Source organism: Paenibacillus sp. FSL P4-0127 (assembly GCF_038007325.1).
GTDB lineage: Bacteria > Bacillota > Bacilli > Paenibacillales > Paenibacillaceae > Fontibacillus > Fontibacillus macerans.
Map to the genome: position 1 here is coordinate 194,743 of NZ_JBBOWY010000001.1, position 26,677 is coordinate 221,419.

The window sequence follows — 26,677 nt, forward strand, 5'->3', positions numbered from 1 at the left end:
CCCCAGGTTGGGCGGAAATAAAGCCTCTGGGGCAGAAGCAAATCACGCAATGCAAAAGTGCAGGCGAATTTCGTCGAAACTTCTCGAAACAGGCAGCTCAACTGCAAAAGTGCAGTTCACCACCTTTGTATATTACATAATTTTACAATTCAATTCAAAACATATGCACTTTTGCACTTGAACTCAACTGATCAACGGAAACGAAGGGGATATTTGTCTTTAACCGCCGATTACTTTACTACTTTGACATGCATCGGCCGACCGGCTACTTTATCGCAGGCGGGTACGCATAACACCGGTTGAACGCTTTATTGTGCCAAATGCCTGTTACTTTACTACCTCTAGTTACTTCACCGCCCCCGCCGCAATGCCCTTGATGATGTACTTTTGGGCAAACGCGTAGAAAATGACGACAGGGATGATGGTCAGCGTCAGGCCGGCCATGGCCTGGTTCCACACGATCGTGAACTCTCCGAAGAAGTAGAACGTCGACAGCGGGATCGTGCGCAGCGCTTTATCCGACAGCGTCAGCGACGGCAGCAGATAGTCGTTCCACGTCGCGATAACGTCCAGAATGGCTACGGTAATGGTGATCGTCTTCAGCATCGGGAACACGATCCGCCAAAACACGCCGAATTTCGTGCAGCCATCCAGAGTCGCGGCTTCCTCCAGCGCGATCGGAATCGATTTGATGAACCCGTGGTACAAAAACACCGCCATACTGGCGTGGAAGCCGATGTTCATGTATATCAAGCCGCCGTGCGTATTCAGCATCGGGAGATGCAGGTAGGTGCGAATCCAGTCCATAACCTGCATCAGCGGCATCATCAGCGTTTGGAAGGGGATCAGCATCGTCGCGACATAAGCCATAAACATCCATTTGCTGATTTTCGTGTCGCGCCGCACCAGCATCCAGGCGGTCATCGACGACAAAATCACCACAAAAATCACCGTCAAAATAGTGACCAGCAGCGAATTGCCGAGCACCCGGAAGAAGTTCATCTTGTCGATCGCGCTCGCGTAATACTCAAAGTTGAGGCTTTGCGGGAGCGCCAGCGCGTTGGTATACAGCTCCGCCCGGTTTTTGAAGGAGTTGACGAGCATGATATAGATCGGGGACAAGAAAACAAGTGCAAGAATGAGCAGTAAGACGGAAGGAATCCATTTGCCGGCACGCTTCATTACATTTGCACCTCTTTCTTTTTCGTAATGATGACCTGTGTCAGCGTCACAACAGCCACGACGAGGAAGAACACGATCGCCTTCGCTTGGCCGACGCCATACCGGCCGTACCCGAAGATTTCGTTAAAAATGTTCATGGCGAACATTTCCGTGGAGTTCACGGGACCGCCGTTCGTCAAAGACAGGTTTACGTCATAGATCTTAAACGCGCCGGAGAGCGTCATAAAGAAGCAGATCGTAAACGACGGCATAAGCAGCGGAAACACGATTTTGGTCAGACGCTGCCACATATTCGCGCCGTCGACCTTCGCCGCCTCAAGCGTTTCGTCCGAAATCCCCTGAATCCCCGCGATATAGATGATCATCGTATAACCGGCCATTTGCCACGTAAACACAATCACCATCGCATACAGCGCGAATTCCGGATTGATCAGCCAGTTGAAAAAGAGATGATCAAGCCCCGTGTTGTTCCCGAGAAACTTAAAAATATCAGTAAAAATAAACTTCCAAATGTAGCCCAAAATCAGCCCGCCGATCAGGTTCGGCATAAAAAACAGCGTCCGCGCCAGGTTGCTCGTGCGAAGCCCGCTGGTCACCAGCAAGGAGAACAAGAGCCCAAAGACGTTGACGGAGATCAGCGCCAAAATCGTGAATTTGATCGTATGCCAAGCCGAAGAATAAAACCGCTCATCATGAAAAATACGGATATAGTTGTCGAAGCCCACGAACACTTTCGGATCGGCCGGAATCCCGTTCCAGCTAATAAACGAGTAGTACACCCCAATGATAAACGGTATGATCACGACTGTCGTAAAGATGATGAATAACGGCATGGTAAACAACGCGTACCAGAGCTTATCTTTGTTACTGCGCATAGGTCCACCCCATTTCGGGAATTTGCTGTAAAAAACTAAAGCCTAACGCCATCGAAGCAGAGTTAGGCTTTAGTGTGATGATTTCCTAAACGTCAGCTAAATGTTACTTTGCCGCATTGGCCCAAGCTTTATCCAGGTTTTGCAGGAACTGCTGGCCGGTCATATCCGGATTCAGGAAGAACTCGGCCGTCGCCGGAGCCAGGTCGTTCACGATGATCCCTTGCGGGAAGTAGTTAAAAGCCCAAGGAATCGTTTCACCGCTCTTCGTAGCTTCAAATACCGCTTGCGACATCGGATCGAGGCCCGTCGCTTCGATGTTGGTCATCGCCGGGATAAATTTGAACTCGTTCACGATCGTATTTTTGCCCGTTTCGCTCGTAAACATCCAGTTCAGGAAAGCGTTGGCCGCTTTGATTTCCGCTTCGCCCGCTTCCTTGTTAATGACCCAGCCGCCCGGAATGTCCACGGACAGCTTCTTGTTGCCGGCAATCGGCAACGGCATCATGCCGATGTCCAGATCGCCGTAGTCCGCGAGCATCGAGTAACTCCAGTTGCCTTGGTGAACCATCGCCGTTTTTCCGGTGGCGAAATCCCCCATTTGCGTGTCATACGTTACTTCCATCGGGTTTGTGGAGTTGGCCCGAATCACTTCCATAAACTTGGCGAACTCTTGGAATTCCTTGGTGTCGGCCAGTTTCACTTCGCCTTTGTTCAGCTTCTCGACGAACGCTTTCGGATCTTCCTGGAGGGCGAACGGAGTATTGATGATATGTCCGATCAGGAAGTACGCTTCCTGGGAAAGGCTCAGCCCGTTAACACCTTTGGCCTTCAGGCCTTCCATCGTGGTCTTGAAAGAGTCGAAGTCGGTTACTTTGCCCAGATCGACCAGGCTCTTGTTGTATACGAGACCGAAGCCTTCTACGCCCGTCGGCACGCCGACCACTTTGCCGTCGACTTCCAGGGCCATGTTCGGCGCGATATTTTTGACATACTCTTCATTGCTCATATCGTAGTAATAGGACTTGAATTTTTCCGCTTCCGCGCCGGCGCCTACGCTAAAGATCGTCGGGCCTTCCTTCGCCGCCAGCTTGGCTTGGAGCTGAGTCATGTAAGCATCGCCGGCAGAGCCCCAAACGTCGACTTCGTTGCCGGTTTCCTGCTTATATTTTTCCGCCAACCCCTCCAGGGCTTCGGCGATTTCGACCTTGTTTTGGAACAGCGAAATCTTCGCTTGTTTTTCCGGTTGATTGCCGCCTCCGGCACCGCCGGCATTATTCGCGGCATTGCCCGCATTGTTTTTTGCGTTGCCTCCGCAAGCTGTCAAAGCAACAACTAACGCCATCGTCGCGATCAAACCAAGCGCTTTTTTCGTTTTTTTCATTCCTGTCCCCCCGATTATGATGTCGTTGTAGTGATGAAACCCCTTACACGTCCATTATATTGGTTATGAACCTGGGCAATACAGGGGATATCATCGCCTTTTGGAGTAAAATTTGAAACTAAACAAAAAAGGAAAGGAGAGGCTGCGGCAGCTTCTTCCTTCCTTTGTTATTCCATTCGCGGCGGCAGGTTATGCACTTTAGCCGTCCATCCGCGGCCGGGGGGCCTTATGATGCTTGCGGTACTGCGTCGGCGACTCGCCGGTAAACTTTCGGAACACTTTGCCGAAATAATTATCGTCCTCGTACCCCAGCATCCGGGACACCTCAAGCACGGTTTGGTCCGAATGGCTGAGCAGGGACTTGGCTTTTTCCATTCTTAGCCCGGTCAAATAGTTCATCACCGTGGTTCCATAAGTTTCCTTAAATTTCTTGGCGATATATTGGGGACTGAAATGAAAACGTTCCGCCAACGAAGACAGGCTGATGTCGGCCCCGATATTGGACGAGATGTAGTGCTGAATCGCATGGATGCTTTGGAGCGAAGCCAACCCTTCCCCTTCCGACTCGATCATCAGCCAGAAAATATGCGTCAGTTCCTGCCCCCATTCCTCCAAATCGCCGATCCAAAGCGACAGCGTTTCCGTCTGATGCTCCTGATGGAGCTGGCGGGAAATGCGGGCGATCAGCAAATTCATTTCCATCGTGTAATGCTGCAGGTCCTTTAACGACAAATACCCGAGCTGCCGGAGCTCCCGCACAAAAGAACCGATCAATTCGGCCATGTGCTCCTTGTCGCGTTTTCTTAAAGCCTCCAGCAGAAGAATTTCCCGGTCGATAAACGTAACGGCATGGCCTGGCTTGCCCGCACCCCCTCTGCCATCCAAAACATTGGCCTGAAGAATTTCCGTTCTGGCCTCTTTGATGGCGGACAAAATTTCAGCGCTGTCGTACTTTTTCCGCACAAACCCGGAGAAGACGTCCAGCTTGATCGCGGACAGCCACGACTTCTCCAGCTTGGCTCTGTAATGTTCCACATCCGCGGCGGGAGCTTCCCCCTCGGTCAGAATGCAGAAAAACGAATCGATCCGAAAAAAATAATACCGGCCCAATGGCCGCAGAACGTCCTTGATGATGTTGCGTACGGAGAACATAAACAACGCTTCGTCCCCCATAAAGCTGCGGTCGACGATCTCCGTCAGGTTCCTCGGCAAAAAGAGCAGCAGATAAAAGTCCTTAACGGGAAAGCCCGCCTCCTGCAGCACTTGGCGGACGCCCGCATGATTGACGGATTCCGCTTGCAAATACGTGGCCATCCTCTGCTCCTGGAGCAGGGTGTTGGCTTCATGAACCTGAAGGTTCCTGCGCAGCTCCTCGCTCCGGTTTTCCCGGCTTTCCAGAATCTCCCCGACCGCCTTGGAAACGGCCTTGTTCAAGTCGTCGATCTTGAATGGCTTCAGCAAATAATCGACTCCCTGCGCCAGCAGGGTCGCTTTGGCATAACGAAATTCCTGGTACCCGCTCAGAACGATCACCTTGGAGTCCCATCCTTCCGCCCGCAATTTTTCCAGAAAGGTCGGTCCATCCATACGCGGCATGCTCATATCGCACACGATCAGTTCCGGCGCCTCGCGGCGCACGATTTCAAGCGCCTCCACGCCGTCCTCGGCCTGCAAAATTGCGGTCATTTGATAGCTCGGCCAGTCGATGGCCAATTCAACGCCTTCCCTGACATGCTCCTCATCATCCACGATCAGTACTTTCATGCGGCTCACGCTCCTTCTCCGGTTGATAGGGAATGGACAAAGTAACGGTCGTCTGCGCATAAGGCTCGCTTTCGATGTCCCAGGCAAATCCTGGTCCATAGTACAACTGCAGCCGCTTTAATACATTAACCAAACCGATGCCGACCCGCGATTCGAGCTTGGCGGAAGAATCCGTATACGCACGGCGGATGTCGCCGATCATGTCCGGGGCGAAGCCGCGCCCGTTATCGATCACGCGGATGATCAACCGGTCGTTCAGCTCGATTTCCACACGGATGGTCCCTGTACCGTTCCCTTTTTCAATGCCGTGCACGATGCTGTTTTCGACCAGGGGCTGCAGCACCATTTTCGGCACCCGCAGGAACAACGCCTCGTCCGGGCAGCTTTGCGAGTAATCCAGTTTATGCTTAAACCTTCCTACCTGCAGCGAAATGTAATGGTTCAAGTGCTCCAGCTCGTCTTGCAAAAGAACCTCTTCATGATCGATATCCATATTGTAGCGGAACATCGCTCCCAGCTCGGCCAGCTTGTCGCTCACCTCGTGCGCGTTTTTCTTGATCGCCAGCGTGCCGATCGATTGCAGCGTATTGTACAGGAAATGCGGGTTGATCTGCGCCTGAAGCATTTTCAGCCGGGCGTCCGCGACCTCCAGCTTGTAGCGGTACTGCTGGTTCCAAAGCGCGTCCAGTTCCGCGGCCATGTCCTGAAGACGGTCCTCCAGAAGGCCAAGCTCGTCGGTCGCTTGCGAACCGCCTTGAATGTTGAAATTGCCCATCTGGATTTTTTTGATCTGGCCCAGGATGCGTTTGATCCGCAGCAAAATCACATACGAGATGACTCCCGCCATGATGGCGACAAAACCGGTCACGGCCACCTGCAGGGCCAGCGATCGGTTCAGCGCCTGCCTGCCCGCCTGCTCTATGACGGAGCTCGGGATGAATTTCACCAGCGTAATGGGCAACCCGTAGGAAACGTCCGTGTAGTAAATGTATATTCCCTTTCCCTTGGGGTCATGGATCAAGCCTCTGGCATCCCCGTCCACAGCGGCGATTTTTCCGCGCAATTCCTGAATCCATTCGCTATCGCCGGCCGCGGAAGCAGTCGAATACAACAGCTGCAAATCGTTTTGCAAAAGAATGTATACATCCCCTTGCTCGGACGTCGACAACGGTTCGACCAGTTCCTTTAATTCTATATTCCGCACCGTAACCGAAGTCAAACCCAGCGTTTCGCGGCTGGAGATGTCCGCAAACAGCTTGTTGATCTGCAGCCGCTTCTCCCCGTTTACTTCAATAACCGCGTACTCCTCGTTATAGCGTTGCCCTTCCGCGGGGAGCCGGCGGTGGACAAAATCGGGAATGAGCTGCCGCTCGTTCAGCCCCGATTTTACGTTAAACTGACGGTTGGTCAGCGCGCTCTTGTAGGTCACCGAGCGGATTTCCGTATAGCTGCCGTAGAGTCGCTGCATTTTTTGATTGATGTACACGGCCTCCGCCGGAGTCTGCATCTCCTTTTTGGTCAGCAGGCGCATCAGTTCGGGGTCGCCGTAGTAGGACAACGTGAGCAGCATGATGTCATGGATGTATTTATGAACGCTCGACATCGTGATCGCCATCGATTTTTGGTTCAGCTGAACGAGTTGATCCTGCACCGAACGCCCGATAATCTGGTAGGACATGTAGCTGGAAATCAAAAAAGGCACAATGGTGGCAGTCAGCAGGCCCAATAAAATTTTGGTAAATAAACTTCGCTTGATCAAGGACATGGCATCCTCGCCCCCGTAAACGGTTTCTTTCCTGTCAGTAAACCTTATTCCGCCGCCGGGTGTCAACTCTCGGATTCAGTATTCGCTTTGGAGCGCAAGAAGAACGCCTGACGGCGTCCTTTCTGACTCTGACTTACGTAAGAGCGATTGGAGGGATGGATATGGGGTGGACCCCCATACCCATTCCCTCTTCCTATTACGCTCCAGACCAGTTCATCCAGGCCGATTTGAGGTAAATACCGGCTCCGGAGTCCTTTAACCTTCAGATCTTGTTTACTCGTACGGCCGGTATGCCCTGGAAACTTCCCCTCCGCCATCCGCCAGCGCCCCTTCCAGAAACACCCGGTGCGAAGGATACGCCAGCTTAATGCCTTCCTCTTCCAGCACCTGCAGCAAGGCCAAATTTATTCCCTGCCGGGCCGACAAATATTCCGCCCAAACCGTGGACTTCGTAAAATAATATATAAAAATGCCCAAACTGCTCTCGTTAAAATCGGTGAACTTGACGTGAATCGTGCCGGGGTCGATTTGCTCGTTGTCCCTCAGCAGCCGCTCGATCCGGGAAATGGCCGCAGCCAGCCGCGCGCGGTCCGAATCCAGCGCCACGCCGAGCGTAAAGCTGACCCGGCGCTTGCCCATCCTGCTCCAGTTGGTGATCGGCTGATCGGCCAGCGCGGCGTTCGGCACCGTAATCAAAGCATCCGCGAAAGTGCGGATTTTGGTGCTGCGGAAAGTAATGTCTTCCACCACCCCTTCGGCGGCGGGCGTTAGAATCCAATCCCCTTTGGCGAAAGGCTTTTCCAAAATGATCACGATGCCGCCGAAAATATTGCCGAGCGTATCCTTGGCCGCCAGGGCGACGGCAAGGCTCCCCAGCCCCATGCCGGCCACCAGGCCGTTGATGCTGAAGCCCCATTCCGAACCGATTAACGCGATCGTCAAGACGATAACGACAAACCGCAGCACCTTGGACAGGAACGGAATCAGCATGCTGGAATCGTCCAGCCGGATTTTTTTGCCGATTCCTTCAAGCAGCACGGACGATTGGGCCGATAAAATATACAAAGCCCAGCCTGCTAGAGCAATGACGGCGCTGCGGAACAGCGGGTCAAGGCCGATGGCCAGCTCCCAGCTGCGCGGCAGCAAATATTTGACGCCCAAATAAACGCCCGCTAGCACGAAAAACGACCTGAACGGCCGCTCAAGCACCTGCTTCCACAGTTCCCCCTTGTCGGATGCTCCGAATCGTCGGTTCAGCAAGGCAAAGATATACTTCACCAGCACTTTGTTGAACAGCGCAAAAAACGCGATGATCAAGACGGCGATCCCGATATCCGCCCACCTGATCTTGCCGATATTATCCGCAAACCCCTCCCAAAAGTTCATAGATTAGACACCTCCCGGCTAAATAAAGTGCCATTATACCATTGCCCGTTTTATTTTGTCTAAATGGAGGGGGACCTACGCAGAAGCTCCATAAACACTTCCATCGCTTTGGTGTAAAATGGCGCCGTACGCGTGATCAAGGAAAATTTGCGGATAAACGGAAAACCTTCGACATCCGGCTCCCGCAGCGTTCCGAGGGCAATTTCCTTGCGCACCGCGGCCCGGGACAGGAAGCTGATGCCCAGCCCCGCCTCGACCGATTCCTTGATGATTTGCGTGCTGCCGAACTCCATCAGCCGCTCCGGATAAAACCCCTGTTCGACAAACATTTTGTCCGTCGCCTCGCGCGTGCCCGAACCAGGTTCCCGGATAATCCACGTCTCCTCCCGCAAATCGGAAAATTTCAAGCCGACGCGCCCCGCAGCCTTGTGCCCCGCCGGGATCACGATCACCATGGCGTCATCGGCGATCGGCTCAATGCGGAATTGCGCGTCGCGAAACTCGCCTTCGATAATGCCGATATCCAGCTCATGTCCGCCCACCTTCGCTTCGATCTCCCTGGAATTTCCGATGGTGATCGCCGGCCGGATTCCAGGGTACAGCTTCATCATCTCCGCCACCACATGCGGCAGCACGTATTCTCCATACGTATAGCTTGCACCGATCGACAGATTCCCGTACGCGGTATGCTTCAAATCATCGATCAAATACTGCATCCGGCCGTACAGCCCGGAAATTTCCCGCGCATGGTGGTAGACGATCTCCCCCGCCTTGTTCAGCCGGACGAATTTATTGCTTCGCTCCAGCAGCTTGGTCCCAAGCTGCCGCTCCAGCGCCCCGATATGCTGGCTGACAGCCGGCTGCGTCATATGCAGCGCTTCGGCGGCGCGCGTAAAGTTTTGTTTTTCGGCCACCGTTATGAACACTTTTAAGGACAAATCCATAAGCGCATTCCCTCCCTATGAACCTACAATAAATATTTACTTATTATAATAATTAAAATGAGTAATTTTACTTATTATTAAAACCGATTTATGCTGGTTACGCAAACCAGACGGAGGTGATTTTGTGACTATTCGAACAGACAGCGGCCGCCGCGCGGCGGCAAAATCCCGTGGATTGCGCCGCCCCCCCCGGGGATTCGCCCAAACCGGCAAAGCCGCTTTTGCATTTGCGGTTCGCACGCGGGCGGGCGCTTGGGGAAGCGGCATCGCCTTTACGTTGATCATCGCCTTGCTTGGCTACGGTTTGGCCTGCCTGCCCGGGTTGGACCGGGCCGGTCAGTTGGCCTGCTCCATCCTGCTCGCCGTCCTCTACCGGCAACTCTGGGGATACCCGGAGAAACTGCGCGCAGGAATTCGTTTCTCCTCGCAACAACTGCTGCGGCTCGCGATCATTTTGTTCGGCTTGAAGCTGAACATCGGCGTCGTGCTGCAGCAAGGGCCGGGCTTGCTGCTCCGCGACGCCGCGGTTATCGTTTTCTCGATCCTGGCGACGATGCTGCTGGCCAAATGGCTGAAAGGGGACCCCTCCCTCTCCCTGCTGCTTGGCATCGGGACCGGCGTTTGCGGGGCCGCGGCCATCGCCGCCGTTTCCCCGATTCTTCAATCCAAAGAGGAGGACACCGCCATCGGCGCCGGGATCATCGCATTGGTCGGCACGTTGTTCGCCGTCGCTTACACGGTTATTCGCCCGTTTCTCCCGCTGAGCGGGGTAGATTACGGGATATGGAGCGGCGCCAGCCTGCATGAACTCGCCCACGTCGCGCTGGCTGCGGAACCGGCCGGACCGGACGCGCTCGCGGTCGCCCTGCTGGCCAAGCTGGGGCGCGTTCTTCTGCTGATCCCGCTCAGCCTTCTGCTGATGGTCTGGATGAAACGGACCGGCAAAACGGGGACGGACGCCAAAATCGCATTCCCATGGTTTCTCCTCGGTTTTATCGCCATGAGTTGTCTCGGAAGCTTCCTCATCGGCAAATATATTCTCATTCCGCAAGCGGTAATAAACGGGGTATCCTCGCTGACGACGTTTTTGCTGGCGATGGCTATGGCCGGTCTCGGCTTGAACGTCGACCTGCGGCAGCTGCGCGCCAAGGCGCTTCGCCCGCTCTTCGCCATGCTGACCGCCTCGCTGCTGCTCAGTCTGTTGACGCTCGCCGCGCTTTAGGTTTTGATCGCGTTATTTTCGCATAACAAGGCTTCCTCCGGCAGGATGCCTTGTTTTTTCGTGTCTTCGGGCGGCCAGGCGGCATTTCTTGAAAACTTTCTTGAAAAAGATGAAAGTCCGGCGTATAATACAAAATGAACATTTTAGTCATTTAGTCATTTTTCGATAAAGGAAGTATGCCTGATGAAAAAATATCGAAGCCTCATAACGTGGTGGAAAAAAAGCATCGATAGTTTGCGCCGGTTCCAGGCTTCGATGGCGAGCTTGGCGGCAAACGCAGGCCGGGGAATCGGGCGCGCCCTCCGCTATTGCGGCGTTAAAACCCGCCTTGCCCTTCAGCGAAGCCGGCAATTTCTCGCCCGCCAGGGCGGCTACCTGAAGACGGAAACCTTGAATACCGTCAAAAACCGGGAGGTCATCGTGCCCGTTCTCGGTTTGCTGCTGATTCCGCTGCTGTATAGCGGCGTTTACCTGATCGCCAACTGGGACCCGTACGGCAGAGTATCCAATCTTCCGGTCGCCGTCGTCAATTTGGATAAGCCCGTTAAATTTCAGGGCAAAACGATTGATATCGGGAACCGTTTGGTCGACAATTTGCAGCATAACGACAGCGTGGATTTTCAGTTTGTTTCCAAGGAAAAAGCCGAGCAGGGCCTAAAAAACTACGACTATTACCTGCTGATTGAAATTCCGCCGGACACGTCGCAGGCCGCGACCACGATCCTTGACCCGAAACCGCAGAAAATGGAGCTGGTGTACAAGGAAAACAGCGCCTACAATTTTTTGTCCGCTTCGATTTCCGATAAAGTCGTGGAAAAAATCCAGAAGGAAGTTTCGGCGGAAGTGACCGAAACGTTCACGGAGGAAATGTTCGAAGCCTTGACCCAGGTGTCCGACGGACTGCGCGACGCCAGCGACGGCGCGGGCAAGTTGGAATCGGGCCTGAAGCAGCTCGGCGACGGCATTTCCGAGTTTAAAAAGCAAGTAAACGGCAAAATCGACGCGGCGATGGGCTCCGCCGATCAGCGGCTCGATTCGGTCATCGACGAATACGGCGACAAGCTGCACGAGCGGATCAACGAAGAGATCGACAAGGAAATCGCCGCAAACAAGGACCCGATCGATACGCGCCTGCACGAGGAAGTGAACAAGGCGATCGCGGACAATGCCGGTACCGTGAAGCAGCGCATGCATGACGAAATCGACGCCGCGGTCCAAAACAACGCCGAATCGGTGCGCAGCGTGCTGCACGAGCAAATCGACAAGGCCTTTGCCGAATACGGCGGCGATGTCCGCGCGCGGATGCACAAGGAGATCGATTCGGCGGTGGACGAATATTCGGAGCAAATCCGCGGCAAGCTGCACAGCGAAGCGAATGGGCTGATCGACGAGTACAGCGGTAAAACCCGCAGCCGGATTCATTCGGAAATCGACAAGGCGATCGACGAATACAGTAACGCCGTCAAGACGTATATTATCGCCAGCGTGGACGATGAAATCAATCAGCAGATCGATCAAATCGTGTCGGACGCCAAGGCAAAAGCGAAACAGCTCGACGATACGTTTGCCCGGGTGCTGAAAGAACTGGAGCCGGTGATCGATCAATTGCCGGCCGACAAGCAGGAGCAAATCCGGGCCCGGCTGGCCGAACTGGAGAAAGCGAAGCAGCAAATCGTCGATTGGATGGATTCGCAGCTGCCCGGTCTGAAGCAGAAGCTGAACGATCGCGTCAACCAGATCATCGGCAAGCGGTTTGACGAAAAACTGCCGCAAATCACGAATAAAATCCACAGCGTCGTCGACGATAAATTCGATGAACTGCTGCCGCAGCTGGAGCAAAAGATGAACAACCTCATCGACGACAAATACGCCGAGCTGCTGCCGCAGATCGTCAGCCGCATCCATTCGGCCGCGGACACCAAGTTGGATGAGTTGGAGCCGAAGGTACAAAGCGAGCTCCATGCCAAGGCGGATGAAAAATTCGACGAGCTGCAGCCGAAGCTGCGGGAGAAGCTCCATGAGACGGCCGAAGATAAGTTTAACGCGCTGCTGCCGGAAGTAACGAACCGCTTGCACCAGGTCGCGGAAGACAAGTATCAAGCGTTGCTGCCGGAGCTGCAGCAGCGCTTGCACGAAGCCGCGGACGAGAAGTTCGATGAGGCCAAGGGCAAGGTTTCCGAGCTGTCCCATGACAAGCTGGACGAAGTCAAAGGCATCGCCACGGATGCCCAGGGCACGCTGAACGACGCGTTTGACCAGCTGCTGGACGGGCAGCAGCAATTGCTCGACGGCGAACAGCTGCTGAAAGACGAGCTGCGCAAAGGCGCGGAAAAAGCGACCCTGGACCCGACCGACCAGACGTACAACATGTTCGCCCAGCCCGTGGAAAGCAGCCAGGTCAGCAACCATGACGTGGAATATTACGGAGAAGGGATGGCCCCTTACTTCCTGGCGCTTGGCCTGTTTGTCGGCGCGTTGATGTTCTCGTTGTTTTACCCGCTCAAAAAGACGACGATCGTTCCGCCGAACGGCCCGGTCTGGTTCCTTGGCAAATTCGCGTTCATGCTGGCGGAAAGCCTGCTGCAAACGATCATTCTCGTAGCTTTTGTGCTGTATGGTCTCAAACTGGAGGTTACAAGCGTGCCGGTATTTTTTACGGTGGCCTTGTTCTCAAGCATCACCTTTTACGCCATCATCCAGTTTCTGTCCAGCCTGTTCGGCAATGTCGGGCGGTTTATGATCGTCATCATGCTGGTGCTGCAGCTGTCCGCATCGGCCGGGACGTTCCCGATCGAGCTGACGCCGGAGTTCTTCCAGCAAATCCACCCGTATTTGCCGATGACGTATTCGGTCAGAGCTTTCCGGGCCGTTATCTCCAGCGGCGACTACGCCTTCATGTGGTCCAGCCTGGACCGCCTGGCTGTATTCCTGGCCGCAAGCTTGACCGGCAGCCTGCTGTACTTCACGTTGGCGCATTACCTGAAAACCCGCAAAGCCGCGAAAGCGCAACGCATGGTTGACACGCAGTTGCCTTCGGGATCGGCTTGATTGCACAAATAAATAAGCGGTTAATACCTGCGGGTGCAGGATATTAACCGCTTATTTTTATGTTAGTTTACGAGTCAGACTTCTTTTTATAAATAGATGGATTAAAGGAAAACATCGACGGGTCCGGTTTTTTCCATAGTCCTTTACTTATTTCACCAAGCATTTTTATTCGGTTTTGCGTTTCCTCGTAATCGACTTCGTATTTTCCATCAACTTCTCTAAGTACATGACCTTCAGCCGCATCTTTCGGCAAAAGCTCCCGTCTGATCTCGATCATTTCAATGACTTTGTCGGACTCGCTTTTTTCGACGATGGCATATTCATCGTCATCGCCTTCAAATCGGTCGATGATTAACACGTTTTTCGCCTCCTTCGGTACTTTCTCTGTACCTCTAGTACTGAGTACTAAACCTAATGCTTTGGCCATCTGATGTTACTACAATTGTTCCAGATTCATCAGTTCTATATATTTGTATATTATCACTATTTAATTTATCAATTACCTCCTGTGATGGAAGAGTAGTTGAATTGTCGGAACATGTGATGATTGCATATTGAGGCTGCACCGCCTCAAGGAACTCATCGGATGTAGAAGTTTTACTTCCATGATGCCCAACCTTCAATATATCTGAGGTTAGATCGAATCCTTCACTTAACATCTCAGCTTCACTTGTTGATCCAGCATCACCCGTTAATAAAAATGACGTATTGTTGTAAGCTATTTTTGTAACAATGCTATAATCGTTAAACTTTGAATACTCCTGACCATTAGGTGCAACAATAGTACAAGTCACTTGACCAATACTACAACTCATACCCGGTATTGGTGTTACTAGATTGATGTTTTTTAATGCAATCTCTGAAATTAAATTTTTATAAACGGCTGTCGTAACTGATGGTACGTATGGCATAATTATGTTATTAACTTCAAAATTATTAATTATATCAATGGCACCACCAATATGATCTTCATGAGGGTGCGTTAATATTAAATAATCAATTTTTGATACACCTTGTTGATTTAAATATCCAACAACTTCGCTCGATGTACTTTGGCCTCCTGAATCTACAACAATTGTACCGGTATTATTTTTCACTAAAATAGCATCAGCTTGCCCAACATCCAAAAAGTGGACTTTTAACTGGCTACTATCAGGAGAAATTTTTATACCGATACGTTTAATTTGTGCTGCTGAACTAAATGAGGCATTAAACTCTCCTGTATAACCTTTAGATATAGAACTTTTATCTTCCTTAACCTCAACAGTATTACCTTTAACATCATAACCGGTAAACGTCACTGTAACAGTTTTTGATGAGTTTGTTCCATTTTCTACAACTGCAGTTGCAACTACTGTATTATCAATAGTTCTATAAGCCGATGACAAAAGCTCCACATCTGTAGCTCTTCCAGTCTCCTTTACTTCTACTCTGGATATTTGGGGCCCTGCATCTAACTCAACGCTAAATGAATCACTGTAACCACTACTTACGAGTCTGCTGATGGTCTTGGTTTCAATTGGCTTATTGTTTGCATCATATCCGGTAGCTACGATACCTGCGGCCTGATGTTCTGCCGTTCCATTCTCTATTGAACCCGTTACAATAACTTTCCCGGCTTCCTCCCTGTCTCCACTGGATAACAGTTCAATATCCGAGGCACTTCCCGTTGCCTTTACCTCTACCCTGGTTATTTGGGATCCTGCATCTAACTTAACGCTAAATGAATCGCTGTAACCACTACTTACGAGTCTGCTGACGGTCTTGGTTTCAATTGGCTTATTATTTGCATCGTATCCGGTAGCTACAATACCTGCAGCCTGATGTTTTCCCGTTCCATTCTCTATTGAACCCGTTACAATAACTTTCCCGGCTTCCTCCCTGTCTCCACTGGATAACAGTTCAATATCCGAGGCACTTCCCGTTGCCTTTACCTCTACCCTGGTTATTTGGGATCCTGCATCTAACTTAACGCTAAATGAATCGCTGTAACCACTACTTACGAGTCTGCTGATGGTCTTGGTTTCAATTGGCTTATTGTTTGCATCGTATCCGGTAGCTACAATACCTGCAGCCTGATGTTCTCCCGTTCCATTCTCTATTGAACCCGTTACAATAACTTTCCCGGCTTCCTCCCTGTCTCCACTGGATAACAGTTCAATATCCGAGGCACTTCCCGTTGCCTTTACCTCTACCCTGGTTATTTGGGATCCTGCATCTAACTTAACGCTAAATGAATCGCTGTAACTACTACTTACTAGTCTGCTGACGGTCTTGGTTTCAATTGGCTTATTATTTGCATCGTATCCGGTAGCTACAATACCTGCAGCCTGATGTTTTCCCGTTCCATTCTCTATTGAACCCGTTACAATAACTTTCCCGGCTTCCTCCCTGTCTCCACTGGATAACAAGTTAATATCCAAAGCATTTCCAACTGCTTTTACCTCTACCCTTGTTATCTGGGATCCTGCATCTAACTTAACGCTAAATGAATCGCCGTAACCACTACTTACGAGTCTACTGATGGTCCTGGTTTCAATTGGCTTATTGTTTGCATCGTATCCGGTAGCTACGATCCCCGCAGCTTGACTATCTCCATAGTTCACAACTGTTCCGGCTACAGAAAGTGTGCCATCGCTGTTTTTCCAGCTACTCGAGGAAAAAAGGACTACACCTTGTAAATTTGCATAATCCGATACCCTTACAACTTCAAAATGATCAATGATTTCTGAAGCTTTGGTAGAATAACTTTTTTTATAACCTTTAGTTTCTTTAGGTTTTACTTTTGAAGGGATAGGGCTACTTTCAACTACATTGTTATTTTTATCAAATGCTTTAATTACAAAATAGGAATCATCACTATAGTGGTTCACTACATCTAAAGCTAAATCGATGTAACTGTTGGCTTTAGTTATAGCGATGTCTTTTACTGCATTTTCTAAGATATCATCAGGCTCTTTCCCATCCATTATGTCTGCCGCTATTCTAAAAGAATAACCATCAGGCAATTCTAAAATTTTTGAATAACTAAGCGAGGCGTTATCAAAAACCCCCCCTAAAGTCCTTATTGCTTCTATGTAATCACTATCGAATTCCAGTGCATAGACTTGCTTTTGTGGGGTCATAATGATGCTAAATAACATAAAAATAATTGTTAGTAGTGAAACTGGTCTCTTCAATCTCTTTATTTTCCTCATTTCTTACTCCTCCTGTTATAAACTAGCATTTTAAATCAAAACAACCAATGTAAAACCAAGGTATATACCGAAATTATACTATTAATACATATACCCCCATAGGTCTGTAAGTCTTGAATCAATGATACTTGTGCACCATTATTTTCCTAATCGCTTCGAATTTGTCGTCCGCCACAACATAAAATTCAATATTGCCGACCAGTTTCTTTTGGACCATCTTTTCTGCAATTTTCTGCATGCTTTCATCCAGACCAATTCCTTTGGCCGAGTCTTCCTTGATAAAAAGGACGGTATCCGAGCAAAAGTTCTCATCCTTATTGTAAATCTCCTTAATCTTCGTGTTTTTGTTCAACCGGTCCGGCAGTACGCCTCGCCAAAATCGGTGTACAACTTGAACTCGCCGTAAATCTTCCACGCAAACTCCGGCATAACCGCTTCGTATTGGGGTTTGATGTATTTTCTAAAATAACCGTCATGCATCTCGTAAGAGCCGTCATCCTGCCGGGTTATACCTCGAAAGCGGTTGTCGGTTACAGCACTTCGGACAAGCGCACAAGCGGTCATAGCTGTATACCCAATCTTTCCCGTTTAAGGATAACGGAACGAATTCTTCCCCGTACTTCTCTTTCAAATAAGCCATCATCTTGATTTTGATTTCCTCCGGCCGCACCTCTTGTCCATACCCCCACTCACTCCCACAGATAGATATGATGATCGCCAGCATGATGAACCCCGCCAGCTTCCATAACGCCTTCAATAACCTGCTCCACCTTTCCTCTTCCGTATATTTCGTCCAATATCACCCAAATATATCCTAAAATTCCACCGTGACTTCCGGGAAATTAAATTTCTTCTCTATATAACGCTGAAGCTCCTGTTCGATCGTTTCGGAAATGCGGACAAGCTCCAAGTCAAGCAATTCTCCAATCCGCCTGCTGAACTCTTTCATCCACGCGGTGACAGGATAAGCGGCAGCCTCATGCGATATAAATCTTACGCCCAGTAAAATCGTTTCCACGCTGCGATATACGCCAAAGGACAGATCCACGGCCTGTCCTGCCAGCCTTTCGCTGACCTCGCCGATGTATTCCTTCACCTCGGGCGTTGCTATATGCTCCAGCTCAATGGTCACGCAGCCGCAGCTACGCTCCAGCTCAATGCCGACATCAGCTAGCACGGTGTCCAAAGAGCGGGTTATTTTCTCCTTATTCAACTTATGCGCTTGAAAAAAACTACGGCAGCAAGATTAACTAACAGAATTTTCCTGTTTTTTGTCGAAGTATAAGGGGATGGCTTTTTAAAAGGAGTTGGCCCTCATGCTTCCCAAAAATCGGTTGGGCGCTGCCCCTCGGATTTAATTCCGAACCGAAATGACACACTGTCCACATTGTGAAAAGAAACTGCAGCGATCCCATACGGGTTGGCATAAAAAAATTTCTACGCTGAATGGTGTCATTGACGCCTTGAGCATGGCGTATGCTTGCAAGAATCTCGCATGCTCACATCCGGGCGTCTCTTATAAATCAGCTGAAGCAGAAATGCTTAGCATGAAGCACTCGTCCTATGGCTACGATGTGTTGGCCCTGGTCGGCGAACTGCGATTTAAGCATCATTTGACGGTGAAAGAACTGGCGGACGCTCTAAACGAACGCGGAATCCCAACGAGCGAACGTCATGCACAGAATCTGTATGAGCGGTCCCAAGTCCTTTTAGCCGATATGAAGAGTGGCGCAGCGGTGGAATTGCAATCCATCATCCAGCCAGTGATTGAACTTGGCCTTCCTATTGTAGGGATCGTCAGCGACGGTCAGCATTCGATCCGCCTGGCCTTCGAAGGTCTGCTCCCCGATGTTCCGTACCAGTATTGTCAGTATCATTACTTGAAGGATATTGCCAAACCGGTAGTGGATGCAGACCGAAAGCTTAAGACAGAACTGAAAAAGAGCATGCGTGGAATTCGAGATGTTGAGCGTAAAATTGAACGTATAGAGAATCCCGCCAGGGAAACCGAAAACTCCGCCATGAGCAAATCCGAAAAGGAACAAGCGGCAACGGAAATGGCCGAAGCTCAAATCGCCAGGAAATACATTTCAGCCGTTCGCGCCTTGCTGCTAGAAGACGTTGATCCCCTCCGCTGAAGTTGCACGGTATGTTGATCTATGAACGCGCGCAAGCCATTCAAGCCGCGTTGGCTTGATGCTTGCGTAAAAAAGGGGGCCTGGCTCCTTGAAGGTGTAATTGGAATTTTTAGTAAAAAGAAACAGGTAATTCCTGTTTATGAGGGCGTGGCTCGATGGCGCAAGCCGCTAGAACACATTACGAACCTACTGAAACCGGGCACGGACAAAACCAGTGAGACAGTTCGATGGGAAATGATTGCACTGCTAGAATGGATGAAATAAACCTACACGAAGCCCGATGACATTCCTATGGTGGGAAACATTCTCCGCTATACTAATGGTTTTTGGAACGGTCTGTTTACTTGTTACAATGAGTACCACCTCCCCCGGACGAACAATGATCTAGAGCAGTTTTTTCGACAGACGAAGGCGAATCATCGTCGTATCACAGGACTTCGGAACTGGAACACCTATATCCAACGAAATGGCGAATTTATCGTATTGATTCAGGATGCATTACGCGAAGAGTATATTGAATACCGTCTTCGTTCCGTCGGCTATGCCGCCTACTCAAAATACCAATTAGCATGGCGCTCTCGATTGAACGAACAGGTACAGCGTAGACGTTTTAATCGCGATCCAAAAGCATACCTTACTGCACTTGAGTTAGAATGGGATGAATTATTTTGTTAGTTAATTGTGCTGTCGTAGAAAAAAAACACTATAAAGCCCATAATCCACCGGCGGCTCTATTTCAGCGCTTTCCGCTGCCGCTCCAGCAGTTCTTTTCTCCGTCTCTGCTCATCGGCGCTCCGTACCTCGGACGCCAAACGGTCAAGGCCGGATTTCATGTTTTCCATCTCGCTGTACAGGCGCTCCATCGCCCGTTTGGCCTGCTGGTTGTAATCCTCGGCAAAAGCTTTGCCGGCCTGCCCCTTCCACCAAGTATCGATGCCGCCAAGCGTGCTCGAAAACCTGCGCTCCGCATTTTTCAGATCCATCGCCTCGGTGTGCACTTTTCTGGCCGCGCTGCTGATTTCCCCCGGTGAAATCATATAACTCCCCCCCCTTAATTGATCCATCATAGGTAAAAAGGCGTGAAGAACAGCTTGGTTATCATGCTGCTCTTTTGATCCATCATAGGTAAAAAGGCGTGAAGAACAGCTTGGTTATCATGCTGCTCTTTTGATCCATCATAGGTAAAAAGGCGTGAAGAACAGCTTGGTTATCATGCTGCTCTTCACGCCTGCTTCGATTATTTACGTAGTGCGCTCGCAATGTCTCTTTCGCTTTGTTCCTTAATATCAGCGATTTTGTTCAGGTTGTTGCTGATGTTCGTTACGCATTCCACCAGCTTATCCAGACTTGGTTTGAGTTGGTTGAATTCATCCACAAAAGCTTTTGCGGAGTCCCCTTGCCACCAGCCTTCCACCGATTTGATCTCCCGGTCGAGCTGGTTGATCAGATCGCGGGCATTATTCCCTTTGTTCAGGATGGACTTGGATACGCTGCGCGCCTGTTCGGGGCTAAACGTCAAATTTGCCATTTATTATCTCACCTCCTTTCAAGCACAAGCTCCGGCTTGCTCTCGTAAACACCGGTACGCAGGCCGGTAAATTTGTTCTTCACGATAAAATAACCGTCTCCCGGCTCGAACTCCTTCTCCTGGGCGCCGTATGGGAGTCTGGCGTTAAACAGGCTTTGCTCCTTCAAGCTGCCGAGCAGCAGTCCGCACTGCTCTTCGCGGATCGCTTTGCCCAGACCGTCCCAGTTGTTCGCCAGCTCGCCGGTCAAGTCGGCGGCCAGGACGGCGGCTTTCAGGCCGCGTTCCTGCTTCACGATCCGCTCCAGCAGCTCCTTCAGCGAATATTGGTCGCCCTCCGTCAGCTCGCTGAGCTTGTCGAAGACGAACACGAGCTGCTTCCAGGAGCGGACCAGCGTCTCAGGATCCCCCCCGGCTCTTCGCGTCTCCAGCAGCTTGGAGCGGCGCGCGTCAAGCTCTTCCTTGACGCCGTCCACGAACGAATACATGTCTTCGATCTGCGCCAGATCGGTCACATACGGTTCGTTCATGACCGAGTACAGCCCCATCGCGCCGGAATCCAGCGCGTATACGGCGAGCCCTTCCTCGCCCAGGTTCGCGGCGAGCGCGCGGATCCAGGAGACTAGCTGCGTGCTTTTGCCGCTCAGCGGATCCCCGGCGATCATCAGCACCGGCGTCGCCGTCAGATCGACGAGCACCGGCTGGAGATCCTGGTCGCCAAGGCCGATGGCGATCCGGCTGCCGCCGGCGCCACGGTTGATTTCGGCCATGTCGATGCGGGCCGGCATGACCGGGATCGGCGTTGCCGGGCGGACCGTCCCGCTGCGGACAAGGGCGGCGTAGCGCTCCAGCGTCTGCTCCAGATCGGCCGCTTTGTACTCCGGCACGGCGGTCTGGAACTCCAGCGGCGGCTTCCCCCGCACCAGCGCGCGGCCGGCCAGCTTGGCCGGTTCGAGCCCTTCGGTGCGGCCGACGATGCCGTCGTATTCCCCCTTGTCCGTCAGCTGCAGCGTCACCGCCATTTTGAAATTGACGGCGAATTTGTAGCGGACAAGCGAAGCATTGGTGGCGGAAACGGCCATGTAAATGCCGTATTTTGCCCCTTCCCGGGCCAGCATCACCATCTTCTCGTCGACCGACTCATACGTTTCCGACAAGGCGAAATAGTTGTCGATGACGAGCACGATCGCCGGCAGCGAAGCGGGGGAGCCGGTGGAACTTGAACTGGCGGAACTTGAGCCGGTGGCACTTGTCCCGGCAGCAACCGCTCCGGCGATATTCGATCCGCCGGAGCCTGTCCTGCTTGTAGCAACCGCCCCAGCGATATTCGTTCCGCCGATACCTGCCCCGCCGCCTCCCTGGCCGCCTCTTTCGCGGATGCCCGCGGCGTTTAGGCGGTAATCGTTGAACCCGTCGCTCCGGGTGTCCTCGAACAGCTTCTTCCGCTCCTCGATGGTCCGGAACACAAACAGCATGAATTGCTGGATAAGCGATTCCTGCTCCAGCGTCATCACGCCGCCGCAATGCGGAAGCTGCTCCAGCGCCCGGAACGAAGAGCCGCCGAAATCCATCACGTAGAGATGGACGTCCTCCGGCGAATATTTATGCGCCAGGGACAGGCACAGCGTTTTCAGCAGATACGTTTTTCCCGTACCGGGAGCGCCGTACACAAACAGATTGCCGTCCTGGGCAAAATCGATGTGCAGCGCCTCCTGGCGTTGGCCCCGCGGATCGTCCAGCAGGCCGATCGGCACGCTGAGCAGGTCGCCGCTCGGGGCCCAGCGGCCGAGGTCCGTCCGGAAGCCTTCCTCAGGACCGTAAATATCGTCCAGGTAGACGGTATCCGGCAGCGGCGGCAGCCACGGCCCTTTGAGCGGCTCGATCCCGTTCGCGCCGGACACCGCGATGATATGATCGACCATCGCCTTCAGTTGGGTCGGCATTTCCTTTTTGGCGATTTTCTCTTCTTCGCGCGGATAAATCTGCTCCGCCCGGCCATGCAGCGATACTTCGTAAATGCGCTTGGCCCGGTTTTCCCGTTTGAGCAATTCGCCCTCCGGGTCATAATCCGCGCCGGAGTAGGCCGACTGGAACAGCTCGAAAATTTCGTCGTGCCCGACCTGGATATACGCCCGGCCCGGCTCCTTGATCATCGCCGCGTCCGGGCGCTTGATCACGTCTTTGCTGTCCGTCTCGTCCTGCACCTTGAGACAAATCTTGAACTTGGAGTTGCTCCAGATCTGATCGTCGACAACGCCGGCCGGTTTTTGCGTGGCCAAAATCAGATGCACGCCAAGGCTTCGGCCGACCCGGGCCGCACTGACCAGCTCCTTCATGAAATCGGGCTGATCCTGCTTCAGCTCGGCGAACTCGTCGGCGATCATGATCAGGTGCGGTATCGCCGGCATGCTCGCCTGCTCGGAGCGGCTCCGGCTGTAGTACAGCTTCTGATACCGGTCGATGTTGTTGACCCCATATTCCGAGAACACGCGCTGCCTGCGCATCAATTCGCTTTTGATCGACAGCAGCGCCCGCGTCGTCTCGTTCCCGCCGAGGTTGGTGATCGTCCCGACGAGATGGGGCATCCCTTTGAAAACGTCGGCCATCCCGCCGCCTTTATAGTCGATCAGCACGAACACGACGTCATGCGGATGATAGTTCAGCGCCAGCGAAATGATGATGCTTTGCAAAAGTTCGCTTTTCCCCGAGCCGGTCGTGCCGGCGACAAGCCCGTGCGGGCCGTGTCCGGTTTCGTGCATGTCCAGGTAAAACGGGTTTCCCCCGGCTTTGACGCCGATCGGCACGCTCATCCCCTTAAACGGCTTGTTGCGAATCCAGCGCGAGGCCACGTCGACTTCCCCCGCCGCTCTCGCGCCAAGCAGCTCGAGCAGCGTCAGCGAGACGGGCAGCGAAAACTGGGCGGCCGTGTTTTTGATGCGCAGCGGCGCCAGCTTCCGGGCCGCCTGGTCCAGCTGGGCAAAGTCGGCCTTGTCGGGAAGGAACGTGGATTTCTCCCCGGTTTCCCGGTCCGCCAGCTCCCCGGTTTTGCCCTGCAGCAGCACGACCTGGCGGCAGTTCATCGGCAGGTACGCCGAACCCTGGGCGATAAACACCGACGACACGCCCAATGAAGCGCATTTGTTGTATAAATACTTATGGATCGGTTCGTTTTCAAGCAAGCCGGGATCCTGAACGATAAATACGTAATGTGGAAGCATCGCCCCGCCTACCGTTTTCAGCTCGCGATCCTTGAGGACTTGGTACAGCTCGCCAAGCACCTGGTGCGCGATCGCCGGCCCGCACAGCAGGTACCGCGAATCGAAGCCGCCGGACCAGACGTGCGGCAAAGGCTTAAGCCAGCTCCAGCGGTCCAGCGTCTCTTCGGAGGCGAGCACGACAACCCGCACGTCGTCATATCCGTGATGAGTCACCAGCTGCAGCACCAGCTTGGTCACCAAGTCCAAAGCCAACTCTTCTTCGCCGGCGATACCGCATATTTCCGCCTTCATCAGATTGACGGAAACCGGCACGTCGGGCACGCGTTCAAACTCCAGCGCCAACCGCTGCGGCTCCATCAGGAGCGGATCGCTCTCCAGAATAATCGCCTGCTTCGTGTACTGGATCCGCCGCGCCGCCGGCACGCTGCCTACGCCGAGGCGCAGGGACAGAAAATCCGGATACGACGGCGTCCGTTCCCACAGCCGGCGGTCGAGCTGTTGAATGCGCTCCAGGCAGGCGGCCGGCTCCGGGTTCAGCTCGTTCATCGCCTTGATCTGCTGCTCGCGGGCCAGCGTCAGCTCGCTCCGGCAGTCGGCAATGAACTGCAGGTATTTTTTCTCCCGTTCCTTCTTCTTGTTTTTGTATTTGCGGATCTGCGCCGTGGCGCTCGTGAGCGACACGATCAGCGTCATGACCGTCATGGCGATCGACAGCATCATAAACATCGATTGCGATGTGAGCGCCAGCAGCCCCGTGATCACCAGCATGACGGCCGGCGGCGCCAGCAGCGTAAACCAGGAAATTTCCGGCTTCTCATAGGCGTGCGGCGGCCCCGGAATCTCCAGCTCCCCGCCCGGCATTTCCGGCAGGAACCGGGGCTGGCGGTTAAACAAATGGTTTTCATTCATCATATTGGCCTCGCGAATTCGTTATGACTTTGGCAGCTTGTCCGCCCGACAAAGACATCTTGTGCCATTCGAAGCGGCTGCTGAAATACATTTCCCCGCCGATCACGTGCAGATGATCCGCGCTGTCCCCGCAAATGCGGATTTTGCTCCCCAATTCCAAATCGATACGGTAGATCGTATCGGCATGCATCCGGTTGCTGCAGTACAGGTAACGCCCATCCGTGCACAAGCTGCCGGGAACAAGATCGTCATACGCCCGCGCACTCCCCGTACGCAGGTCGAACACGGTCAGCAGGCGCCGGTTTTTCTTGTCGGCGTAAACCAGCTTCTCCCCAAGCAGAAACAGCCCGGCGGCGGCCGCGTCGGACACGATCTCCCGCTCGCTGCCGTCGGCGCGGCAGGTCCGAATCCCCAAACCCGTCGCGTAATAAATTTCGTCCCCCTGCACCGCAAAAGCCTCAACCGCCTCATCGGCAATCCTGCTCTCTTCCCGGCCGTCCATCCGGAGGCGGTACAGCTTCCGGTCCTCTTCGTTGATATAGTAAAGCCAGTCTCCCTGACGGATCAGCCCGCCGCAGGGAGCCTGCGACACCGGCTCCACGGCCCCCGTCCGGGGATCGATCCGGCAGAGCCGATGGCCGCGCTGCTGGTCGCTTGCGTATATACCGTCATCGGCCGGGTTCATAAACCAGAAAACACCGTCCAGCAGCCTTGTTTCCCCGCTTGCGGGATCGAGCCAAAACGTGCCGGAGTAATGGCAAATGTCCGTCAGCAGCAGCTTGCCGCCCGCCGCGAGCACAAGCCCGCTGCCGCCAAAATGATCGCCCATCGATACTCCCCCTTTCTACACCAGCGTCAGCAGCGCCCCGGCCGCCACGCCTTCCTCCTCCAGCGTCCGGACCGGGTCCAGAATACGCCCGAGCGGCTCGGCCTGCAAACGATGCCCCGGCGAAACCGCCAAGCCGTACGCTTCCGCCAGCATCTCCAGCAGCTCCGCCGTAGTGACAAACGGCGGAACCCACAGCTCCTTGCGGAGATGAGGCGCCTGAAAGGTCACCAGCATTATTTCATCCATCCGAAGCCCTTCCTCCTCGTCAGTTTGTGATCGTCAGCACCAGGACCCGTTCCTCCTTGAGCTGGTAATCGACATCCTCCCCGGCCGCCGCCGCCAGCTTCAAGTATTTGGTCTTGAATTTATAATCGGAAACGGCCTCCAGCGTGACCTTGGTCACGACTTGCTCGCGCTCCGGGTCGGTCTTCTCGTCGAAATCGAGCTTAACGGTAAAATCGTTGTACTTGCCGTCGTTGGATCTAAACTCCAGTTCCGTGTTGCTTTCCCCCGGGTTCGTATGGGTGACGTTCATCGCCGCTTCAAACGCATCGGAGAAATACTCCGCAAATTTATCCTCGTTCACCTTCGCATCCAAATTCCGCTGGAATTCGTATTCCAGGCTGCGGTCCCTGGCGGACCGGGCCGAGTTGGACAGCGCCGTGCCAAGGATGATGTTTTCCCGGCCCAAATTGAGCAGCTCCACCAGCGGTTCGAGCAAAACCGAAGCGAGGATCACGACGAGCACGCCGATCGCTATGTTTTTCATGGCTCATCGCCCCACTGATCGAGGTATTCGTAATATTCCAGGTCCTTGTAATGCTTCAGCCCCGTCGCCGTCAGCGAAAACGAAACCGGAATTTCCCGCTCGTATTTTTTGCCCCAAAGCTCGATGCTGAGCGGATACACCGCCTCGATCGTCACTTTGACCGGCTTTCCCCGCTGGCGGTAAGGTTTTTCGTATTCCGTCAGGTCCTCGTAATAGGACGCATCGTCGTAGCCGATGGCGTCGTCGCCGTCCGCGTTCACTGCGAGAATCTCAACATCCTCGGCTTTCAGCCTGTAAATCGGACGCTCTCGCAGCCGCTCCAGCGCATCGTCATAGTACGTTTGCTTCAAATAATTGTCGCTCGCCGCCACCTGGGACACGTTAAACGTCTCGATCACCAGCGTCATGTACCAGGGAAAAAAGTAGATCAGGTTCGTGAACAGCAGGATGCAGACGGTAACCAGTATGGATACGAGGATCGACTTGGCAAAAGCTCGCATGTCAGTTCTCCTGTCTGTCCGGGTT

General features: G+C 52.9%; 22 protein-coding genes. 3 read left to right on the forward strand and 19 right to left on the reverse strand.

Annotated elements, in window-relative coordinates:
- Positions 1–345: 345 nt before the first annotated feature.
- From NYE74_RS00690 to NYE74_RS00720, 7 genes are all read right to left on the reverse strand, one after another.
- Complete coding sequence (locus NYE74_RS00690) at positions 346–1,182, reverse strand: carbohydrate ABC transporter permease (RefSeq protein ID WP_036626744.1); 837 nt, start codon at positions 1,180–1,182, stop codon at positions 346–348.
- On the reverse strand, positions 1,182–2,057 hold the full coding sequence (locus NYE74_RS00695; protein WP_036626754.1) for a carbohydrate ABC transporter permease: 876 nt from the start codon (positions 2,055–2,057) through the stop codon (positions 1,182–1,184). Before NYE74_RS00695 ends, NYE74_RS00690 begins: the two co-directional genes overlap by 1 nt.
- Positions 2,058–2,160: 103 nt before the next feature.
- Positions 2,161–3,438, reverse strand: a complete 1,278-nt coding sequence (locus NYE74_RS00700; RefSeq protein WP_036626757.1) for a sugar ABC transporter substrate-binding protein — start codon at positions 3,436–3,438, stop codon at positions 2,161–2,163.
- A 198-nt stretch (positions 3,439–3,636) separates the two neighbouring features.
- Positions 3,637–5,202, reverse strand: coding sequence for a response regulator (locus NYE74_RS00705; RefSeq protein ID WP_036626760.1), 1,566 nt, complete (start codon positions 5,200–5,202; stop codon positions 3,637–3,639).
- Positions 5,180–6,967, reverse strand: coding sequence for a sensor histidine kinase (locus NYE74_RS00710; protein ID WP_036626763.1), 1,788 nt, complete (start codon positions 6,965–6,967; stop codon positions 5,180–5,182). Before NYE74_RS00710 ends, NYE74_RS00705 begins: the two co-directional genes overlap by 23 nt.
- Positions 6,968–7,240: 273 nt before the next feature.
- Positions 7,241–8,353, reverse strand: coding sequence for a mechanosensitive ion channel family protein (locus NYE74_RS00715; RefSeq protein WP_036626766.1), 1,113 nt, complete (start codon positions 8,351–8,353; stop codon positions 7,241–7,243).
- Between the two features lie 59 nt (positions 8,354–8,412).
- Complete coding sequence (locus NYE74_RS00720; protein ID WP_316561190.1) at positions 8,413–9,297, reverse strand: LysR family transcriptional regulator; 885 nt, start codon at positions 9,295–9,297, stop codon at positions 8,413–8,415.
- 265 nt (positions 9,298–9,562) lie between these two features.
- Between NYE74_RS00720 and NYE74_RS00725 the strand changes: the two genes are divergently transcribed.
- Positions 9,563–10,519: a YeiH family protein gene (locus NYE74_RS00725; protein WP_227872888.1), complete on the forward strand. Its 957-nt coding sequence runs from the start codon at positions 9,563–9,565 to the stop codon at positions 10,517–10,519.
- A gap of 183 nt (positions 10,520–10,702) precedes the next feature.
- A complete protein-coding gene (locus NYE74_RS00730; RefSeq protein WP_316561191.1) occupies positions 10,703–13,567 on the forward strand; it encodes a YhgE/Pip domain-containing protein in 2,865 nt (954 codons plus the stop codon).
- 67 nt (positions 13,568–13,634) lie between these two features.
- Here NYE74_RS00730 and NYE74_RS00735 read toward each other — a convergent pair whose 3' ends face one another.
- The 5 genes from NYE74_RS00735 to NYE74_RS00755 form a co-directional block, all read right to left on the reverse strand.
- Positions 13,635–13,925, reverse strand: a complete 291-nt coding sequence (locus NYE74_RS00735; protein ID WP_278740084.1) for a DUF3006 domain-containing protein — start codon at positions 13,923–13,925, stop codon at positions 13,635–13,637.
- A 34-nt stretch (positions 13,926–13,959) separates the two neighbouring features.
- Entirely contained in the window at positions 13,960–16,764 is a 2,805-nt protein-coding gene (locus tag NYE74_RS00740) for a ComEC/Rec2 family competence protein (RefSeq protein WP_341004546.1), read from the reverse strand.
- A 118-nt stretch (positions 16,765–16,882) separates the two neighbouring features.
- Positions 16,883–17,179, reverse strand: a complete 297-nt coding sequence (locus NYE74_RS00745) for a hypothetical protein (protein ID WP_341004547.1) — start codon at positions 17,177–17,179, stop codon at positions 16,883–16,885.
- A 78-nt stretch (positions 17,180–17,257) separates the two neighbouring features.
- Positions 17,258–17,521: a hypothetical protein gene (locus tag NYE74_RS00750; RefSeq protein WP_278740192.1), complete on the reverse strand. Its 264-nt coding sequence runs from the start codon at positions 17,519–17,521 to the stop codon at positions 17,258–17,260.
- A 57-nt stretch (positions 17,522–17,578) separates the two neighbouring features.
- Positions 17,579–17,950 (reverse strand): hypothetical protein, encoded by a 372-nt coding sequence (locus NYE74_RS00755; RefSeq protein WP_278740194.1) that lies wholly within the window; start codon positions 17,948–17,950, stop codon positions 17,579–17,581.
- 277 nt (positions 17,951–18,227) lie between these two features.
- Between NYE74_RS00755 and NYE74_RS00760 the strand changes: the two genes are divergently transcribed.
- Positions 18,228–18,902 carry a hypothetical protein gene (locus NYE74_RS00760; protein WP_278740196.1) on the forward strand — a complete coding sequence of 225 codons (675 nt, stop codon included), beginning with the start codon at positions 18,228–18,230 and terminating at the stop codon, positions 18,900–18,902.
- Positions 18,903–19,633: 731 nt separating this feature from the next.
- Here the strand turns inward: NYE74_RS00760 and NYE74_RS00765 are convergent.
- From NYE74_RS00765 to NYE74_RS00795, 7 genes are all read right to left on the reverse strand, one after another.
- Complete coding sequence (locus NYE74_RS00765; RefSeq protein WP_316561799.1) at positions 19,634–19,939, reverse strand: WXG100 family type VII secretion target; 306 nt, start codon at positions 19,937–19,939, stop codon at positions 19,634–19,636.
- 200 nt (positions 19,940–20,139) lie between these two features.
- Positions 20,140–20,430 carry a WXG100 family type VII secretion target gene (locus tag NYE74_RS00770; RefSeq protein ID WP_036626770.1) on the reverse strand — a complete coding sequence of 97 codons (291 nt, stop codon included), beginning with the start codon at positions 20,428–20,430 and terminating at the stop codon, positions 20,140–20,142.
- 8 nt (positions 20,431–20,438) lie between these two features.
- Positions 20,439–24,554 carry a type VII secretion protein EssC gene (essC, locus tag NYE74_RS00775; protein WP_278740199.1) on the reverse strand — a complete coding sequence of 1,372 codons (4,116 nt, stop codon included), beginning with the start codon at positions 24,552–24,554 and terminating at the stop codon, positions 20,439–20,441.
- The gene (locus tag NYE74_RS00780; protein ID WP_213509968.1) at positions 24,547–25,383 is read right to left on the reverse strand and encodes a DUF5050 domain-containing protein; all 837 of its coding nucleotides are present in this window, start codon (positions 25,381–25,383) and stop codon (positions 24,547–24,549) included. Before NYE74_RS00780 ends, essC begins: the two co-directional genes overlap by 8 nt.
- A gap of 15 nt (positions 25,384–25,398) precedes the next feature.
- Complete coding sequence (locus NYE74_RS00785; protein ID WP_213509969.1) at positions 25,399–25,629, reverse strand: EsaB/YukD family protein; 231 nt, start codon at positions 25,627–25,629, stop codon at positions 25,399–25,401.
- A gap of 19 nt (positions 25,630–25,648) precedes the next feature.
- On the reverse strand, positions 25,649–26,152 hold the full coding sequence (locus tag NYE74_RS00790) for a hypothetical protein (RefSeq protein ID WP_213509970.1): 504 nt from the start codon (positions 26,150–26,152) through the stop codon (positions 25,649–25,651).
- Positions 26,149–26,652 carry a hypothetical protein gene (locus NYE74_RS00795; RefSeq protein ID WP_213509971.1) on the reverse strand — a complete coding sequence of 168 codons (504 nt, stop codon included), beginning with the start codon at positions 26,650–26,652 and terminating at the stop codon, positions 26,149–26,151. The genes NYE74_RS00790 and NYE74_RS00795 overlap by 4 nt, the downstream gene beginning before the upstream one ends.
- Positions 26,653–26,677: the final 25 nt, after the last annotated feature.